Genomic DNA, 18,818 nt, shown 5'->3' on the forward strand with positions numbered 1-18,818 from the left:
TTTGCAAAACTAAATCTAAAATACGAGTTACCAGGGTAAGTCTAATGAGTGAACTGAACCGCCGCGAGCTTATTCGCATCGCCGAAGACATGAACGGGATGAGCAATGACGAAACCCGTCATTTCATCTCGCGCATCATTGATGATCTGTCGAACCTCAAGCCGTCGATTGCCTTTGTCGGCCAGATCAAGGCCGGAAAATCGCGCCTGATCAATGGCTTCACCGGTCAGGCAGAATATCTGCCCTCGGACGTCAATCCCTGGACCACCGTCATCACCGACATGCATTTCGGCCACCCCTCGGGCCGGACCTCGGGGGCCGAATTTCATTTCTTCGACAACCGCCAGTGGCAGGCGCTGATCGCCGAGGGCGAAGAGCTGCGCAATATGTTTCCCGACGAGGAAGACAGCTATAAGCGCGAGATGATCGAGGAGCAGGTCGAGGCGATGAAGACCCGCGCCAAGCTGCGCCTTGGCGAAAGCTACAAGCATCTGCTGGGCCAGCATCACGATCTGGACAATCTGACCACCGATGATCTGGCGCGCTATGTCTGCGCCGGGGACGATCCGACCGAAGACGGCGGACAGGACCCGGGCTCGGACCGGGGTCTTTACAGCGATATCACCCGCAAGGCCGAGGTCTATTTCGACATCGGCCATTTCCCCTATCCGGTGACCGTGACCGATACGCCGGGCGTCAATGACCCGCTGCTGATCCGCGAAGAGATATCGCGCCAGTATCTCAAGGAATCCGATTTCTTTGTGGTGGTTCTGTCGGCGCATCAGGCCCTGTCGCGGGCCGATCTGAAGCTGTTCCGCCTGATGCAGGCGCTGGAACTGGGTCAGATCGTGGTGTTCATCAACCGCGTGGACGAGTTGGGCGGCGGGCCCGAGGATGCCTCGAAAGTGCGCGCCGACGTGATCGACGGGCTGTCGCAGGCGCTTGGCAATTCCGACATCGACGTGCTGATGGGCAGCGCCCAGTGGGCGCATTACGCACTGACCGGGGACGAAACCGGCATCGACCACGATCAGATTCTGGCCTGGCTGCGCGCCCACCCCGAACAGATGAAACAATACCTGTCCGGCGTCGAAGAGATCAAGCAGGGCCCCGGCCCGATTAGCCGCGAAGGTGTGCTGCGCTTTGCGGCGATGATCGCCTCGGGGCTGCCGGATCTGCGCCGTCACGTCACCAAGGCGCTGACCGAAGGGCCGCGTCAGGAACATCTGAACATGGCATGGCAACACCTCAACAGCTTTGCGCAAGGCGAGCTGGAACGCAGTGCCGCCCGCCTGCGCGCGCTTGAGGAACAGGATCAGCCCGAGGCCACCGATGCCGACGAAAACAACAAGACGCTGGCCGATCTGCGCGCCCTGATCGCCGAAAAGACCGAAGCCATCACCAACGACATGGACAACGTCCTGGCCAATCTGCGCGGGGTGATGGATGACACGGTGGCCGAGTCGGTCTCGATCGTCGTGCGCGGACCAGACGGGCAATCGCCCCTGCTGGCCCGGGATGGTGAAACCGAACTGAATTTCACGCCGCTGCGGGAACGGATGCGCGAATTGGTCCAGGGCGCAACGCAGGTCGTGCGCCAACGGATGCTGAGCGAGCTTTATGCCATCGACATGCAAAGCAACGCCGCTCTGCGCGCCCTGCCCGGCTGGCAGGAACCCGCAGATAATCGCATGAACACCAGCGCCGTGCGCTGGTTCCGCCCCGACACCAGCGCCCTGACGCGCGGGATCACGGTCGAGTTGCGTGTGACATGGCTGTCGCGCCTGATTTCCCGTCGCAACGTCCTGAACCGGGCCGAGCGGATGATCGTGCAGGAATTTGAGATGATCGGCGATGATCTGGTGGACACCGCCCGCAGCGATCTGACAGAACGGCTGCAGACGGTTCTGGAACACTATCTGGCGCTGCTAGCCGGACATCTGGAACACCGGACCAACCCCGAAGGGGCCAATGCACGCACCGAGGCCCAGCGGGCCGTGGATCAGGCCCGCCGCATCGCTGATGAACTGGGATCGGTGCAAGGTACCGCGCCCATAGATACGCCACAGGCAGAGGCTGCAGAATGATTGAATTCCCCGGAACCGAACAGGAAGTGCGCCAGCTGGAGCGCTTTTTGACCGTCACTGAAAAACAGCCCGCCTCGGCAGAGCTGGACGAGATGCGCGCCCGCGCTCTGGCCCATGCCGAGCGGCTGTCGAACGCGGTGTCGATCGGATTCGCCGGGGAGTTTGGCGCGGGCAAGTCCAGCCTTGCCAACATGCTGGCCGGGGCCGATATCCTGCCCACGGGTCCACAGCATCTGAAACTGCCGCTGGTCATCGTGGCTTATGCCGAGGCTCCTGAAACCACCGTCGGCTGGTGGGACAAGGAACCCAAGACCTATTCGGGCATCGCACTGGAAAAGGCCGCTGCGGACAATCCCGATTTCATCTCGGTCGGGCTGAACACGCCGGCTTTGCAGGAAATCTCACTGTTCGATCTGCCCGGCGCAGGGGCGTTGGATGACACCTACAAAGAGACGTTGAACCTGCTCGAATACGTGGACTGCGCGATCTGGTGCACGAACGGCACAAACGCATGGCGCGAATCCGAGCGGCATCTGTGGGCACAGGTTCCGCAAAAGCTGCGCGACAACAGCCTGCTGGCCGTCACCCATGCGGATCTGCCGCCCGTCCGCGACGCGCTGGACCGCGTGACCGGCCGTCTGAACAAGGAAAAGGCCGGAATGTTCCGCGCCGTGGCGCCCATCGGCACCCCCGTGGCGGTGCGCGCCATGGAACAGGAACCCGAGCCCGATTTCGAGCTATGGGAAACCTGCGGTGGTCAGACGTTGGCCGAACACGTGCTGCAGATCGCCTCGGACCATCGCCAGCATGATCTGGACGCAGCCCGCAAGGACATTGCGCAGGATTTTCTGCCCTATCTGGACCAGATTGGCAGCGCTGACAGCGGCGAGTCCAATACCGACGGTCAAACCGTCCACGCCAGCCTGGAATCCGCCCTGCCCCCGCTGGACAACCCGATCCTCGAGGACTGGCTTGCCGCGATTGCCAGCATCTACGAGGACCTGCGCGAAAACTCGGATATGGAGCCTGCCGCCTTTTTGCAAAGCTGTCAGGAAATCGTCGAGGATTTCGCGGAACGGCTGGAATCGGGTCAGGAGATCGACCCCGAGGCCGACTGGATTCCGGCCGAGTTCGAAAAGGCCACCGACCTGCTGTTGCTGCTGCAGTTCGAAAGCGGCGATGCGCCCCTGAAGGATGCGATCAGCATCCTTGCGCAACTCAGCGATAACCTCGCCTGGGCCGGAAGCACCGTCGCCTCAGCCCCGCCCAGAACGGGCACCTGAAGCTTTCGCGCTAGAATTGAGCCGCAACGCGGCGATTCGAGATGGTCAGAATCACTCTGGCATTGTTTCGAATCCGTGGACCAAGCCCCGCATTTCAGCAGATAAGCACCAAGTTTTTTGCCCCACATTTACGTCATATGGTGTTTTTCAGGGATTCGTCACCTAGATGTAGTTATCGCTAAATCTTGATCCTTAGTGAAGCCATCAGGCGGCCCCAATAAAGTCAAATTTGAACCGTCTAACCGTCTCAAGTGTCCTGCGGTTGTGTTTGGTTGTGAGTTCGCGGGCTGAAGCCCCAGTTATCTGTGCCGCAAAACGTATGAAATGGGCGGGAAGATATGAGCCACAACCAGGCTGTCGGCGCAACGCACGACGAACCTCAGATCGAAGGACTGCAGCCGGGCGCAAAGCTGCTGCGCGGCCAGTATGAAATCCAGCGTTTCCTCAGCAATGGCGGGTTCGGGATCACCTATCTGGCCCGTGATAGCCTGGATCGGGACGTGGTGATCAAGGAATGCTATCCGGGCGCGCTGTGCCACCGGAACGGCGATCTGGTCGAGCCCGCAAATCCCGACCACAAGGACGATCTGCGCGCCATTATCGACCTATTCATTCAGGAAGCCCGCAATCATGCGCGGTTGGTGCATCCCAACATCGTCGACGTGCATCAGGTGTTCGAGGACAACAACACCGCCTATATCGCGATGGACCTGATCCGCGGCTGTGACCTGCTGGATTACGTCCAGACCCCCGAGAATGAAAGCGGCCCGGATTTCATCATTCAGGTCACCGAAAAGATGCTGTCGGCGGTGTCGTTCATCCACCAGAGCGGGATGCTGCATCGGGATATCTCGCCCGACAACATCCTGATCGACGAACATGGTGAACCGATCCTGATCGACTTTGGTGCTGCACGCGAACAAGCGGCCAATAAATCGGCAGCTCTGTTGACTTTGCGGGTGATCAAGGACGGCTATTCGCCGCATGAATTCTATGTGCGCGGCGCGGAACAGGGGCCAAGCAGCGACCTCTATGTGCTGGCGGCCACGCTCTATCACGCGATCAGCGGCGAGCGCCCGATTGACGGCCAGACCCGCCTGAACGCCTTCAACAACGGTCAGGACGATCCCTATTCGCCGCTCACCGGCCGCTTCAGCGGCTACCCCGAGGGTTTTCTGGAAGCGATCGACAAAGCGATGGAGGTCCATGCCACGGACCGCCTGCAATCGGCGCTGGACTGGCTGCGCATGTTCCGCGGTCCCGACGTGATGTTCGACACGTTCGGCTATCGCCCGGTCTCGGTCATCGTCGGCATGGATCGTAAGGACGCGCAGGCCGAAAAGGAACGGATCCGGGCCGAAAGTGAGAATGCCGAGGCCGTCGTGACCGCCTTGCTGGCCGGAAACTCTGATCTGGTGCTGGGCAACGAAGAAAAAACCGATGGCGAGCTGGCCAAATTCACGCCGCAGGACGAAGCGGCCGTGGCCGTCGACACCGTTGTCAAAAGCGGTTCGGGCGGTAGCGGCAAGATGATCGCGGGGGCCGCGGCGGTATGTGCCGCGCTGGCCGCCGGGGGATATTTCATGATTTCGGGCGATCAGTCGACGCCCAAGGCAACACCGGCAACAGAGCAGGCGACGGTCACTCCGGCACCTGCGGATACAGCGCCGGAACCGGTCGAGCAGACCGCCGAAGCCGTAACAGAGCCGCAACAGGCCGAACCCGCTTTGGCACCGGACCCAGAACCAGCACAGGAGCAACCTGTCGAGCAGACTCTGGAAGCGCCCGAAGACCCGGTTGTCACCGAAGCACCGGCAGAGGCACCAACCGAAACACCGGCGGTGGCCGAGGTCGAGACCAGCGCACCGGTCGTTACCGAGGCACCGGCTGTGGCGGAACCGGTCGATCTGGCCCCCGAACAGGTGGCTTTCGGGCATTGGGACGTCGAAATCCCGTTCTCAATTTCCCAACGCCGCAGTTCCACGGGCAGCACTATCGCGATCAACGGCGTCGACGCGGATCAGGATATGTCGGTGATCGGAGATTGGGTGCAACGCGGCGCGACGATCTTTACGCTCAACGGGGAACCGGTGCGCCCGGATGCCTCTTTTGCGGCGCAGATTCTGGACAATTTCTCGGTGGATCCCGATGGCTATATCCGCGTCGCCGCCCGGTACCGTCCGCTGGGACAGACCCGGGCACAGAACGGGCTGCTGGCCCTGCCCGCCTACCGCATGTTCGGCCTGCACAACGGCTATACTTTTGACGTGCGCCATGATGGTGAGGCCGGATGGCAGACCGTCGTGACCGCCGTACCGCAGGACAGCGCGGGCAGCCTGCAACGTGGCGACATCCTGCTGAGCGAGACCAGCACCGGCACCCCCATCGACGGGCCCGAAAGTCTGGATGCCGTTCTGGCCCAACTTGTCGCCGACAATCAACCCGAGGCGCGCCTGACGGTACTGCGCAACGGATCCGAAAGCGCTGCGGCGATGCAGCTGGCGCAGGAGTAGTTCTACCGGTTCGTGTGAAATTCGCCAGCGTGTGTGTGCTGAGGGTGGCCCCAACATCGCCCCCCTGTCGGGAACCGGCCCGTCGCGAAGTTACCAGTTTCCCTGTTTTTCCTTTCATCAGTGCCTCTGCACCAGACGCAGGGGTTTGTAGCAGCCCCACGGGATGATCCCCGTGCCAGAATTCAAGAAGGTAACGACACCATGTTCAAATATAAAAGCCCTCTCAGCCGGCTTCTCGAAGGTGCCGGAAAACCGAAAGAAGACGCGGTCGAGACCGAAGCGGTACAGGACGACAAGCCCGAACCGATTGCCGATTTCAACGCGCTGCGCGCCGCCCTGGGCGGTGGCGACATGAAGGCGGACGCCTATGAAGACAGCGATGAGCTGATCCCCGAAGATACCATGCCGGATTTCGCCGACGAAGAACCCGCACCCGAAGAGGTGGCCGAGGTCGTCGAAGACGAAATGCCAACCCCCGAGAACGTCGTCGCCGAGGCTGAAGAAGAAGTTGAGGAAGACGACCAGATCGTCACCCTTCATCTGACCGAAGAGGACGAGGTCGACAAAACCGAATATGCCATGCTGGCCTCTGTCGCCGAAGCCTCAGCGCCCGAGCCCGAAGTCGCGCCGGAACCCGAGCCCGAGATCGTGGCCGAGGTGGTTCCCGAACCGACACCGGAACCCGCTCCGCAGCCCGTTGCCGAAGCGCCCCAACAGCCCGAGACCCCTGCCGCGCCCGCTGAAGATCGCCGGTCACGCGTCAAGACAACCTTCCTGGGCTTTGAACGCGCCGATACCCATGTGCAGGAGCTGATCGAAACCGCCGAACCGGTTGCCAAGGCCGAGGCGGCGCAACAGACCTTCCCGGTTGGTTGGCTGGTTGTCACCTCCGGTCCCGGTCGTGGCGCAAGCATCACCCTGACCGAAGGCCTGATGCAGATCGGTCGCAACGACGATCAGGCCATCCAGCTTGATTTCGGCGATACCGGCATCTCGCGCAGCAATCATGCGGTCATCGCCTATGACCCCGAGGACCGGAAATGCTATCTGGGCCATGGCGGCAAGGCGAACCTTGTGCGTCTGAACGGCAAGCCGGTGCTCAGCACCATTGCCCTGTCCAGCGGCGACCTGATCCGCATCAGCGAAACCTCAATCCGCTTTACCGCCTTCTGCGACGATGGCTTTGACTGGCGGGATGCCGACTGATGCTGGCAACCCCTGCATATGACATCGCCCTGATCCTCGACCAGGGTCAGCGCGAGACGCAGGAAGACGCGATTGCCGCGCGGGTCTTCGACACAGCCCAGGCGGGCTATGTCGTGATCGCCGACGGCATGGGCGGGCACGACGCGGGCGAGGTTGCATCCGCGCTTGTGATCGCCGCCTGGCAAGAGGCGCTGGATGCGCAGCTTGAAGACGATGACGTGACGAAGGGTGCTCTGCTCGACGCCCTGCCCATGGCAGCCATGCAAGCAAATGCTCAGGTGGCCAGCCATGGCGAAACCTCGGGGATCCAGCTGGGGTCAACCCTACTGGGCACCCTGCTGGTCGACCAGAACCTGTTCTGGATCTCGATCGGCGACAGCCCCCTGTACCTGTTCCGCGACGGCACCCTGAGCCAGATCAACGAGGATCATTCGATGGCCCCGGTGATCGACGACCAACTGGCGCAGGGCCTGTTGACCGAGGCCGAGGCGCAGACTCATCCCGACCGCAATCAGTTGACCTCGGTCATCATGGGCGCGGCGATCCCCAAAGTGGATTGCCCGGAACACCCGCTGGCGCTGAACCCAGCGGACATTCTGATCCTCGGCAGCGACGGGCTGCAATATCTCAGCAATGCCCAGATCGAGGCGCTGTTGCACAGTCACATTCATTCTCCGGCCCGCGACATTGCGGATGCGCTGCTGCAGGCGCTGCACGCCAAGGCGGACCCGGATCAAGACAATATTTCAATCGCCGTGGTCAAACCGGCGCAGACATAACAAGGCAGAGAAACAGGACAACATGAGAACCCATCTGATCATATCCAGCCTGGCTCTTGCAGCCGCAACAGGGGCGGCCTCGGCGCAAGAGGCGTGTTCAACCTATGAGATTCAGCGCGGCGACAGCCTGCGGGAGTTGGCAATCCAGGTCTACGCGACCGAGGATTACCGGTTCATCTATGACGCCAACCGCGATGTCATCGGCTCGAACCCCAACATCATCCGGGTCGGTGACGTTCTGACCTTCCCATGCTTGGAAGACATTGGCCGCGCGCCCGAACTCCCCGATACCGAAGCCGGTCGCATGGCGGCTGAAATGGCCTCGGAACTGGTCAAGGCAGCGGAGGAACGCGCCGAAAAAGCCATCGCTGCAGCCGAGGCTCGCGTAGCCGCCGCCGAAGCTGAGGCCAAGAAGGCCAGCGAAGACGCTGTGATCGCGGCCAAGGCCGAGGCGAAGAAAGAGATCGAAGCCGCCCGCGCCGAAGGGGCCGCCCTGATCCGCAACGCCGAAGGTGGCGAGCGACCGGAAATCCGCGATCGTCAACTGCTGCTGATCACAGGCGGCAACTATGCCCCCTTCACAGACGAGGCGCTGCCGAACCGGGGCCTCTACACCGATTTGGTCGAGACCGCCATGCTGCGGGCAGCGCCCGAGCAGCCCTATAAGATCCAGTTCGTCAACGACTGGTCCTCGCATCTGGACCTGCTGATGCCGACGTTGGCCTTCGACGCCACCTTCCCGTGGTCGCGCCCGAATTGCGAAGAGGCCGCGGCGCTGTCGGAACAGGACCGCACCCGCTGCGAGACCTACAACTTCTCGAACCCGTTCTACGAAGTGGTGGACACATTCTTTGCAAAGGATGGCTCGGGCTACGAGGAAACTCTGACCTATGCGGATTTCGTCGACACCACGATCTGTCGCCCCGAAGGCTGGTCTCTGTCGCATATGGATGCGGTGGGCCTGTATGAGCCCGCAATCACCCTGATGCGCCCGGTGTCGCCCGATGACTGCTTTCACGCAGTCATGGATGGCAGCGCCGATATCGTTGCCATCGAAGCCCATCTGGCGGTCGAGGCCATCAGCCGTCTGGGTTACGAGCATCAGATCATCGAAAACCCCAACCTGGCGGCAATCAAGTCGCTTAACGTCATGACCCACAAAGATAATCCGGATGGGGAAGCGATCCTTGAGACGCTCAACCAGGGTCTGGCGATCATGCAGCAATCTGGCGAATGGCGCGACATCGTGTCGACTGCCCTGCGCTATCAAATGGAAAATGGCTAAGGCCCCAATTGGCCTGACAAAACAAAAGTCTGGAGGACGAGGACATGACAAACAAGACATTCAAGAAAGCCGCATTGGCGGCAACAGCCTTCACCGCCCTGAGCGCCGGAGCAGCCGCCGCGCAAGAGGCCTGTTCGAACTATACGGTACAGGACGGCGACACGCTGGCGACGATTGCCATCGCGGCCTACGGCACATCGAACTATCAGCCGATCTTCAACGCGAACCGGAACGCGATCACCAATCCCGGCTCGCTGGAGACCGGTCTGGTTCTGGCCCTGCCCTGTGAAGACGGCAGCCTGCCGAACGGCCAGTCCGCACAGGAACTGATCGCGGCGGAAGAAAAGCGCGCGGCCAGCGTCAAACGCTCGAACGTCTACGCCCCGCCAATCAAGATGGTTGCGGGCAACGGCTGGGAGCCGTTCACAACCGAAAACCTGAATGGCGGCGGCATCATGACCCGTCTGGCAACAACCAGCCTGCAGCGGGCCGGTAACAGCCGTGACTTCTCGGTCAGCTTTGTCGACGACTGGAGCTCGCACCTGGACACCCTGTTGCCGCTGGGCGCGTTCGACATCTCCATCGCCTGGACCGTGCCGGATTGCACCAACCGCTCGTATGAATGGTCTGCAGAAACCGAAGCGCGCTGCACCCAGTTTGTCGCCTCGGTTCCGGTCTACGACATCGTCGGTGGCTTCTTCACCCTGCCCGAGAGCGAATACGCAAAGGCCACCGATTTCTCGGACCTCGAAGGTTCGACCATCTGCCGCATGGCAGGCTGGAGCATGGTGGTTCTGGAAGAACAGGGTCTGAACCGCGACAACACAAATGTGGTTCAACCCAATTCGGCCCGCGAATGCCTTGACGCCGTGCTGACCGGCACAGCAGATGTGGCCGCATTCGAAGTCGACCTGTTTGCATCAACCATGAGAGACATGGGCCTGACCTCGGCAGACATCGTTGAAAACCCTTATGTTTCCACTCTGTCGTCGATGAGCTTCCTGGCGCACCGCACCAACCCGTTCGCCCGCGAATACATCGCAATGATGAACAAAGGTCTGATCGAAATGCGTGAATCCGGTGAATGGTACGCGATCATCTCGGACACGCTGCGCGAGCAGAACGAAAAGCTGAACGCGGCGTCAAACTGATCCCTCGGTCGATAAGGCCAATCTTGGGGCGGGTCGAAAGACCTGCCCCTTTTTTGTTGCCGATTCGGGTCTTGTGCATCGACAACCCGATGAGGGTGTATCTCCCCAACTGCGTAGATTTAGCCTGCATAAGCCGCTTATTGGCCACAAAAATCCCGCGCTACGGGAATTCCCCAATAGTCAGGATCAGCAATATGCGTAGGATGAATTCAACTGCACCGGTGAGGCTCCGGCCTCCCACTCACTCAGAAAAGGGCTGGCTATGGGGGTCGGCCCTTTTCCATTTGGGGCACCTGAAAAAAACCGGCCCCCCGGGAAGGGCCGGTTTTTTTAGTTTTCACACGGCGATGGCCGCGGCAGATCAGCCGATGATCCCGTTCAGCGTCGCGCTGGGGCGCATCACCGCAGCCGCCTTGGCCGGATCGGTGTGATAGTAACCACCCAGATCAGCCGCAGCACCCTGCGCCGCCGCCAGTTCTGCCAGGATCTGACCTTCCTTGTCGGCCAGTTCCTGCGCCACTGGCGCGAATTCGGCGGCCAGATCGGCATCATCGGACTGCGCGGCCAGGGCCTCGGCCCAGTAGCGCGCGAACCAATAATGGCTGTCGCGGTTATCGGGCTGGCCCACCTTGCGGCTGGGCGATTTGTTGTTGTCCAGAATGCCCTGCGTTGCGGCCTCAGCGGCTGCGCCCAGAACGCCCGCCTTGGCGTTGTCCTTGCTGTCGGCCAGAAAGTTCAACGATTCACCCAGCGCACAGAACTCACCCATCGAGTCCCAGCGCAGGTGGTTTTCCTCGACCAGTTGCTGCACGTGTTTGGGGGCCGAACCACCCGCGCCCGTCTCGAACAGACCGCCGCCATTCATCAGTTTGACGATCGACAGCATCTTGGCCGAGGTGCCCAGCTCCAGGATCGGGAACAGGTCAGTCAGATAGTCTCGCAGCACGTTGCCGGTGATGGCAATCGAATCCTTGCCCGCCGTGATGGTCTCAAGCGACTGGCGGGTCGCCTCACGCGGAGCCATGATCAGGAAGTTGTCAGCCACGCCAGCCGCCTCAAGCGCCGGTTTGACGTATTTGATCAGTTCCGCGTCATGGGCGCGGTTTGCGTCCAGCCAGAAGATCGCCTCGGACCCGGTCAGGCGCTGACGGTCCATCGCCAGCTGAATCCAGTTCTCGATGGGCGCCTTCTTGACGGTGCAGGACCGCCAGATATCGCCCTGTTCGACCTCATGGGAATGCAGCGTCTCGCCATTGGCCAGAACGATGCGGATGGCGCCATCGGCCGGAGCCTGGAACGTGGTCGGGTGAGAGCCATATTCCTCGGCCTTCTGTGCCATCAGGCCGACATTGGCCACGGCCCCGGCGGTGGCCGGGTTCAGCGCGCCATTGGCTTTGAAGAACTTGATGGTTTCGTCATACACCGGCGCATAGCAGCGGTCGGGGATCACGCAGTTCGTGTCACCCTTGGCACCGGCCTCATCCCAACCCTTGCCGCCCGCACGGATCACCGCAGGCATCGAGGCGTCGATGATCACGTCCGACGGAACGTGCAGGTTGGTGATGCCCTTGTCGCTGTCGACCATATACATGGACGGGCGGTCCGCCTTGATCGCCTCGATCGCGGCCATGATATCGGCATTGCCCTGAACGCGTTCCAGCAGATCGCCCAGTCCAGAGTTCGGGTTCACACCCAGCGCATCCAGTTCCGCGCCGAATTTCTCGAACACGGGGGTCAGCCACGCCTTGACCGCATAGCCAAAGATGATCGGGTCGCTGACCTTCATCATCGTGGCTTTCATGTGCAGCGAGAACATGGTGCCGTCTGCCTTGGTGTCTTCGATGGCCTCGGCCAGAAACGCCGACAACGCCTTGACCGACATGAAGGTCGCATCGGCCACGGTGCCTTCTTCCAGCGGCCAGCCGTCTTTCAGGACGGTCACGCCGCCATCTTTGCCCACGAATTCGATCTTCGCATCACCGGCCTGCGCGGCGGTAATGGTGGCTGACTTTTCGTTGGCATAGAAATCATTGCCCGGCATCGAAGACACTTTGGTCTTGCTGTCCGAAGCCCACGCACCCATCGAATGCGGGTTCTTCTGAGCGTAGTTCTTTACAGCTCGGGCCGCGCGGCGGTCACTGTTGCCTTCGCGCAGAACCGGATTCACAGCCGAGCCCTTGATCGCGTCATAGCGCGCACGGATCGCCTTTTCTTCATCGGTCGAGGGTTCTTCTGGGTAGTTCGGGATATCATAGCCCTGCGACTGCAGCTCTTCGATAGCCGCCACCAGCTGCGGGACCGAGGCCGAGATGTTCGGCAGCTTGATGACATTGGCGTCCGGCGTCTTCACCAGCTCACCCAGAGCAGCCAGATCATCGGTGATTCGCTGCGCCTCGGTCAGGTTCTCGGGGAAGGTCGCGATGATGCGTCCGGCCAGCGAGATGTCCTTGGTCCCGACGCTGACACCCGCGGCGGATGCGAACTTGCGGATGATGGGCAGGAACGACGCGCTCGCCAGCTCGGGCGCTTCGTCTACAATGGTATACAATATATCGAAGTTCGAATTTTCTGCCATATTCCCTTACCTTTTTTAAAGCCTTTCGGGGCGTGCGATCCAAGAGTGTGTGCCAATGCTGAATACCGGCACCGAGCCGTAACGGGACGACAACGCCCCACGGGTGACTCTGATTTGACAGGGCCTCCCATAAATCAGGATGGGTCTGGGATCAATCGTGTTTGGGCGCGCATATTGACACGGTTCGGACAAAACCGTCCCGACGCCGTATCATCGGGCGGCAGGGAACAGAATTTTGAACCGTGCGCCCCGCACGGACGGTTCATGAGAAATCTGCCCCCCATGCGCGCCTAGCAGGCTTGCCGCGATGGCCAGACCCATGCCAGTACCGCCCTGTTCGCGGGCGGTTGTGAAGAAAGGGGCGAAGATGCGATCCCGGTTGCCGTCTGATATCCCGGGGCCATCGTCCTGAACTGTCAACCGCCCCGGTGCGGCGCTCAGCGCGACCTGACCCGCGCCGTGGCGGCTGGCATTGTCCAGCAATTGCTGCAGAACCACTCTCAGACCTGATGCGGCGAGTGGGAGGCTCTGATCAAGGCCGTCGAACCGCAGATCAAGCCCGGTGAAACGCTCTTGCAAATCGTCGGCCAACTCAGCCAGCGTACTTGCCCCGTGATGCTCGGGCACCCGGGCGGCTGCGACGCGGTTGAGGGCACTTAGGTGAGTTTGCATCTGATCGTTTGCGCCCAGAAGCTGCCGCAGCAAAGCCCGGTCCTGATCGGACAGGTCCGGTGAGTCGTCCAGCAGCTCTCCGGCGGCGCGGATTGCTGTCACAGGTGTCTTCAACTCATGCGTCACGTGGTCGGCAAAGCCGCGGATCGAGGCTTCGCGGCGTTGCAGGGTTTCCGCCATCCCGAGAACCGATCTAGCCAGACGTGACAATTCCTGCGTTCCGTAATGCGCCGGTGGTGCGGCGGTCTGGCCGGATTCGACCGAGGCCGAATAGGCCGCCAAAGCCGAGATCGGGCGCAGTAGCAAACGCACCAGAAGATAGCCCAGAACCCCGGTTGCCACGCCGATCACCCCCGCCAGCAGCAGCGCCGCGTTGCGAAATCCGATCTCGGGGCCCAGATAGCGCAGCGCGATCAGGCCAAGCAGCGACAGGGCCAGCGTACCGGCCAGCGCACCGCCCAGAACAAAGCCGAGCGAGGGGCGCCACTTGCGCCTTAGCCCGGCCATGCGCCCATCCGCAGACCAATACCATGCACGGTTTCGATGGCGCTGGCCCAGCCCTGCTCTCCCAGCTTGCGCCGCAGGTTGCGCAGATGGCTGTCCAGCGTGCGGTCGGCCACAGCGCTGCCCGCGCCGTAGATCGCGTCGATCAGTTGCGGGCGCGAGACGATGGCCTCGGGTGTCTGCATCAGGCGACGCAGGATCGACAGCTCGGTGGCCGTCAGCGCCAGCGCGGCACCATCGATACGCACGGAATGGCCCGCTGCATCCAGTTCGACCGGCCCGTGGCGCAGAACAGCCCCCGCCCCTCGCGCCGAGCTGCGTTTCAGAATCGCCTTGATCCGCGCCACCAGTTCTCGAGGGCTGAAGGGCTTGGTGACGTAATCGTCGGCCCCCAGTTCAAGGCCCAGAATCCGGTCGATTTCATCATCGCGGGCGGTCAGGAAAAGGATCGGCACCTCGGACCGGGCGCGCAGCCGGCGGCAGACTTCAAGCCCGTCCAGTTCGGGCAGGCCCACATCCAGCACCGCCAGATCAGGGGCCTCGCGCAGTGCATGGGTCAATGCCATTTGCCCATCGCGCGCGGTGATGACCTGATAGCCTGCACGCTCCAGCGTGATCGAAACCAGCTCGCGCAGGCGCGGATCGTCATCCACGACGAGGATTTTCATCAGGTCTCTCCGGTTTCGTTTCGGCGTTCAGACTACGGATCACGCGATCCGCGCGAAACCCCCATTCCCGCCAATTGCTGATCTGCGGCACCCATGCCGTACAGCCGGTCGGGCGCGGTGAATTTGCGATCTCAGCCGCTGCCATCGGACCCAACTGGCAGACATAGTACTCATCATAGCGCTGCGGATGGCGCAGATTTTCCCGCGCAATCAACGCCGCAAAATTCACGAAAGAACACACGTAGAGCACCCCAAGACCCAGCGCAGCCGATCGCAGCAGCAACCACCGGTTCGATTTCCCGCGCAGTATTTGCCAGCCCGTCAGGCACAGCCCAGCCACAACCAAACCCATCCAGATCGCGGCATGAACCCGCAGATAGGTCAGGCCATAAGCCTCGATATACAGCGACAGGCGCATCAGAGACGAGATCACCAGCAGCACGTTCTGACCCAGCCACAGCATCATCCAGCGGGTCAGGCCCTGACGCTCGGCCAGAAATGGGCGCGCGGCAAGCGCGAAGGCCCCGGCCAGCAGCGCGGTGGCCAGCAGGGGATAGGCACCGCGATGGGCGTATTCGGCGTGGCTCATGCCGTCGGGTAGGTCGGCATTGCCCCACAGAAACGCGATGTCCATGACCGTCTGCATCGCCAGCAGCAGGTTGAAGGTGATCAGCGCATTGGCCACGGATCCAGCGTTCAGGCCAAATCCGGGCAGAGATCGGGGTTGCCTTGGCCCACACCGCGCGGCCAGCAATTCGGGCCGCACCGCGACGGCGAGAACCGGCCAGATCAACAGGGCGCTCCCCAGCCAGAACAGAATCCGGTCGATGCGAAGGTCAAACCGCCAGAGGTGATCGAGCCAGTCCGACAGGATCGGATTGGCAGACATCATGAGCGACATCAGGATCAGACCGCCCCCGACCGGAAATCCCCAAGCCCGCAGCAGGCGCAGAACCGCACCATCGGCCCGTGATGCGACATGGCCGCTCCGCAGCGCCTCAATGGCGTCGCGGACCGCCAACAGCGGGGCCACAGACAAGAACCTGCGCCACGAGGGGCCCTCGTACCGGCCCAGAACCGCCCAGCACAGCGCCACGGTCGCGCCACCCAGCAGAAACGCAACCGACAGCGCCTGCACATATTCAACAACCGGCAACACGCTGAGCACCAGCAGAACCGCCGGTCCGATCAGACCCGCCCGCCGCGCCAATAGAAACCACACAACCCCGGCCACCGCACAGGCAAAAACCGCAAGCGAAACACCCGGGGGATGGTCCAGAAACAACACATCCGCCAGCGCGATCAGAAGGACCAGACCTCCGACCGCGTGCCGCCTGCCCGGCCCGGTACTACCATCACGTCGGTTACCCGACTGCTCGGGCGCATCAAACCACCAACTGTCCTGCAGAACCGAGGCCGGAACGCCGCGCACGATAAACTGTCCCATATCACTGCTCCATTTGTTCTAGTGCACCTTCTTTCTGACCTGCCGGGGGTGCAGAACATCGCGCATGGCTCGTGCAGTTTTCGTGCAGGGCGTCAAAGCCCCTTCCCCTCGCCTGCCCCTCTGGCTAAGACGGTCCTCCAACCGACTATCAGGAGGCCCCCTTGGACCGCATCGCCCGCACCATCGCCACCGAGATCAACGCCCGCCCCGAACAGGTCGGGGCTGCGGTCAGGCTGCTGGACGAAGGCGCGACGGTGCCCTTCGTCGCCCGCTACCGCAAAGAGGTGACCGGCGGGCTGGACGATACGCAGCTGCGCACGCTGTCCGACCGCCTGACCTATCTGCGCGAGCTTGAGGCCCGACGTGAGGCCATCGTGAACTCGATCAAAGATCAGGGAAAACTGACCGACGATCTGGTCAAATCCATCGCGCAGGCCGAAACCAAGGCGCAGTTGGAAGACATCTATCTGCCCTACAAACCCAAGCGCCGGACCAAGGCCATGATCGCCCGCGAAAACGGGTTGGAGCCGCTGGCCAACGCGATTCTGGCCGACCGTGTCGCCGATCCCGAAGCGCTGGCCGCAGGTTATCTGGGTGACGCCGTGCCCACCGCCAAGGACGCCTTGAACGGTGCCCGCGATATCATCACCGAACGTCTGACAGAAAACGCCACCCTGCTGGGGGAACTGCGCAATTTCATGCAGCGCGAGGCCCTGCTGACCGCCAAGGTGGTCGAGGGCAAAGAGCAGGAAGGCGCGAAGTTCAGCGACTATTTCGACCATACCGAGCTGTGGGCCAAAACCCCGTCTCACCGGGCGCTGGCGATGCTGCGGGCCTCGAAAGAGGGGATCGTGACGCTGGACATTGCCCCCGAGCCCGAAACCGGTGCCGCGCGGGCCGAGGCGATGGTCGCCGCCCATTTGCAGACCCGAGGCGATGCGCCGGGCGACAAATGGCTGCGCAAGGTCGCCGGTTGGACATGGCGGGTGAAGCTATCCTTGTCGATGATGGTCGAGCTGATGGCTGATCTGCGCAGCCGCGCGCAGGACGAAGCAATTCAGGTGTTTTCGCGCAACCTCAAGGATTTGCTGTTCGCCGCCCCGGCAGGTGCGCGCGCAACCTTGGGGCTGGACCCGGGCATCCGGACCGGGGTCAAGGCGGCGGTCGTGGATTCAACCGGCAAGGTGGTGGCAACCGATACGCTTTATCCCTTCCAGCCCAAGAACGACCTGCGCGGCGCGCAGGCGGCGATCCTGAACCTGATCTCGGCGCATGGGATTGAACTGATCGCCATCGGCAACGGCACCGCCAGCCGCGAAACCGAACGTCTGGTCGCCGACACGCTGGCCCTGCTGCCGAAAACCGTCAAAGCGCCCACCAAGGTTGTGGTGTCAGAGGCCGGGGCCTCGGTCTATTCCGCCTCGGAGCTAGCTGCGCGGGAATTCCCCGATCTGGATGTTTCGCTGCGCGGCGCGGTCTCGATCGCGCGGCGGCTGCAGGACCCGCTGGCCGAACTGGTGAAGATCGAACCCAAAAGCATCGGTGTGGGCCAATACCAGCATGACGTGGACCAGCACCGCCTGTCCCAATCACTGGAGTCGGTGATCGAAGATGTGGTGAACGCCGTCGGCGTGGACCTGAACACCGCCTCGGCCCCTTTGTTGTCCCATGTCTCGGGCCTCGGGCCCGGTCTGGCCGAGGCTATCGTCACTCACCGCGATCTCAACGGAGCCTTCGCCTCGCGCAAGGACCTGCTGAACGTCGCACGCCTTGGACCTCGGGCCTTTGAACAATGCGCGGGCTTCCTGCGTATCCGCGACGGGGCCGAGCCGTTGGACGCCTCATCCGTCCACCCCGAAGCCTATGACGTCGCCCGTCGCGTGGTCAGTGCCTGCGGGCGCGATATCCGGCAGATCATGGGGCATGACGGGGCGCTGAAGGGTCTCCGAGCCGAGCAGTTTGTGGATGACACATTCGGCCTGCCCACCGTACGCGACATCTTCGCCGAGTTGGAGAAGCCCGGCCGAGACCCGCGCCCCAGCTTCAAGACCGCCACGTTCACCGATGGTGTGGAAGAGATCACCGACCTCAAACCCGGCATGGTGATGGAAGGCACCGTCACCAATGTCGCCGCCTTTGGGGCCTTCGTCGATGTCGGGGTGCATCAGGACGGTCTGGTCCATGTCAGCCAACTGGCCGACCGGTTCGTCAAAGACCCGCATGAGGTGGTCAAGACCGGTCAGGTGGTCAAAGTCCGGGTGGTCGAGGTCGATGTGCCCCGCAAACGCATCGGCCTGACGATGCGCAAAGATGCCGGTGCGTCCGCGCGAGAGGATAAAGCCGCGCGCGGCTCGCGCAAACCCGCGCATCACGGAAAGCCTAAGGGTAACCGGAACGCCCAGCCCGTTCGAGGCACGCAGAATAGCGCATTTGGTGACGCGCTCCGGGACGCTCTGAAGCCCAAATAGTCACAAAGAGAAGTTCGGGTGTTTGCCATGATCTCGTGTGACGGATCACAAAAAAGGGCCTCAAACTGAGGCCCTTTCTTATTTCAAACTCCTCCCGCTCACCTTGGCCATGGTAGGGAGTATGTTTTGACGTTGGTGAAGAACTTGATGGCTTCGATGACGCCTTCTTTGACGCCGTTT

The 18,818-nt window shown here is 62.0% G+C and carries 12 protein-coding genes; 8 read left to right on the plus strand and 4 right to left on the minus strand.

The features are described from left to right. The first annotated feature begins 44 nt into the window (after positions 1 to 44). The 7 genes from ACR1XV_RS14460 to ACR1XV_RS14490 all read left to right on the plus strand — a co-directional run bounded on the left by ACR1XV_RS14460 (position 45) and on the right by ACR1XV_RS14490 (position 10,304). Positions 45 to 2,087, plus strand: coding sequence for a dynamin family protein (locus tag ACR1XV_RS14460; RefSeq protein WP_480532514.1), 2,043 nt, complete (start codon positions 45 to 47; stop codon positions 2,085 to 2,087). After that, positions 2,084 to 3,370, plus strand: coding sequence for a dynamin family protein (locus ACR1XV_RS14465; RefSeq protein WP_480532516.1), 1,287 nt, complete (start codon positions 2,084 to 2,086; stop codon positions 3,368 to 3,370). The genes ACR1XV_RS14460 and ACR1XV_RS14465 overlap by 4 nt, the downstream gene beginning before the upstream one ends. Positions 3,371 to 3,708: 338 nt before the next feature. Further along, entirely contained in the window at positions 3,709 to 5,883 is a 2,175-nt protein-coding gene (locus ACR1XV_RS14470) for a serine/threonine protein kinase (protein ID WP_480532518.1), read from the plus strand. Positions 5,884 to 6,084: 201 nt separating this feature from the next. Next, entirely contained in the window at positions 6,085 to 7,089 is a 1,005-nt protein-coding gene (locus tag ACR1XV_RS14475) for an FHA domain-containing protein (protein ID WP_480532520.1), read from the plus strand. After that, positions 7,089 to 7,868 carry a PP2C family protein-serine/threonine phosphatase gene (locus ACR1XV_RS14480; RefSeq protein WP_480532522.1) on the plus strand — a complete coding sequence of 260 codons (780 nt, stop codon included), beginning with the start codon at positions 7,089 to 7,091 and terminating at the stop codon, positions 7,866 to 7,868. Before ACR1XV_RS14475 ends, ACR1XV_RS14480 begins: the two co-directional genes overlap by 1 nt. Before the next feature lie 22 nt (positions 7,869 to 7,890). Then, on the plus strand, positions 7,891 to 9,153 hold the full coding sequence (locus ACR1XV_RS14485; RefSeq protein WP_480532524.1) for a type 2 periplasmic-binding domain-containing protein: 1,263 nt from the start codon (positions 7,891 to 7,893) through the stop codon (positions 9,151 to 9,153). A gap of 44 nt (positions 9,154 to 9,197) precedes the next feature. Further along, the gene (locus tag ACR1XV_RS14490; protein ID WP_480532526.1) at positions 9,198 to 10,304 is read left to right on the plus strand and encodes a peptidoglycan-binding protein LysM; all 1,107 of its coding nucleotides are present in this window, start codon (positions 9,198 to 9,200) and stop codon (positions 10,302 to 10,304) included. A gap of 361 nt (positions 10,305 to 10,665) precedes the next feature. On the opposite strand, the gene ACR1XV_RS14495 is transcribed toward ACR1XV_RS14490, so the two are convergent. The 4 genes from ACR1XV_RS14495 to ACR1XV_RS14510 all read right to left on the minus strand — a co-directional run bounded on the left by ACR1XV_RS14495 (position 10,666) and on the right by ACR1XV_RS14510 (position 16,170). Then, a complete protein-coding gene (locus tag ACR1XV_RS14495; RefSeq protein ID WP_480532528.1) occupies positions 10,666 to 12,879 on the minus strand; it encodes an NADP-dependent isocitrate dehydrogenase in 2,214 nt (737 codons plus the stop codon). A gap of 210 nt (positions 12,880 to 13,089) precedes the next feature. Continuing rightward, the gene (locus ACR1XV_RS14500) at positions 13,090 to 14,058 is read right to left on the minus strand and encodes a sensor histidine kinase (protein ID WP_480532530.1); all 969 of its coding nucleotides are present in this window, start codon (positions 14,056 to 14,058) and stop codon (positions 13,090 to 13,092) included. Beyond that, complete coding sequence (locus ACR1XV_RS14505) at positions 14,046 to 14,723, minus strand: response regulator transcription factor (protein WP_480532532.1); 678 nt, start codon at positions 14,721 to 14,723, stop codon at positions 14,046 to 14,048. The genes ACR1XV_RS14500 and ACR1XV_RS14505 overlap by 13 nt, the downstream gene beginning before the upstream one ends. Beyond that, the gene (locus tag ACR1XV_RS14510) at positions 14,701 to 16,170 is read right to left on the minus strand and encodes a DUF4153 domain-containing protein (RefSeq protein WP_480532534.1); all 1,470 of its coding nucleotides are present in this window, start codon (positions 16,168 to 16,170) and stop codon (positions 14,701 to 14,703) included. The genes ACR1XV_RS14505 and ACR1XV_RS14510 overlap by 23 nt, the downstream gene beginning before the upstream one ends. A gap of 161 nt (positions 16,171 to 16,331) precedes the next feature. Between ACR1XV_RS14510 and ACR1XV_RS14515 the strand changes: the two genes are divergently transcribed. Next, complete coding sequence (locus ACR1XV_RS14515; protein WP_480532536.1) at positions 16,332 to 18,638, plus strand: Tex family protein; 2,307 nt, start codon at positions 16,332 to 16,334, stop codon at positions 18,636 to 18,638. Positions 18,639 to 18,818 lie beyond the last annotated feature (180 nt).

The organism is Ruegeria sp. AD2(2025) (genome assembly GCF_056542385.1).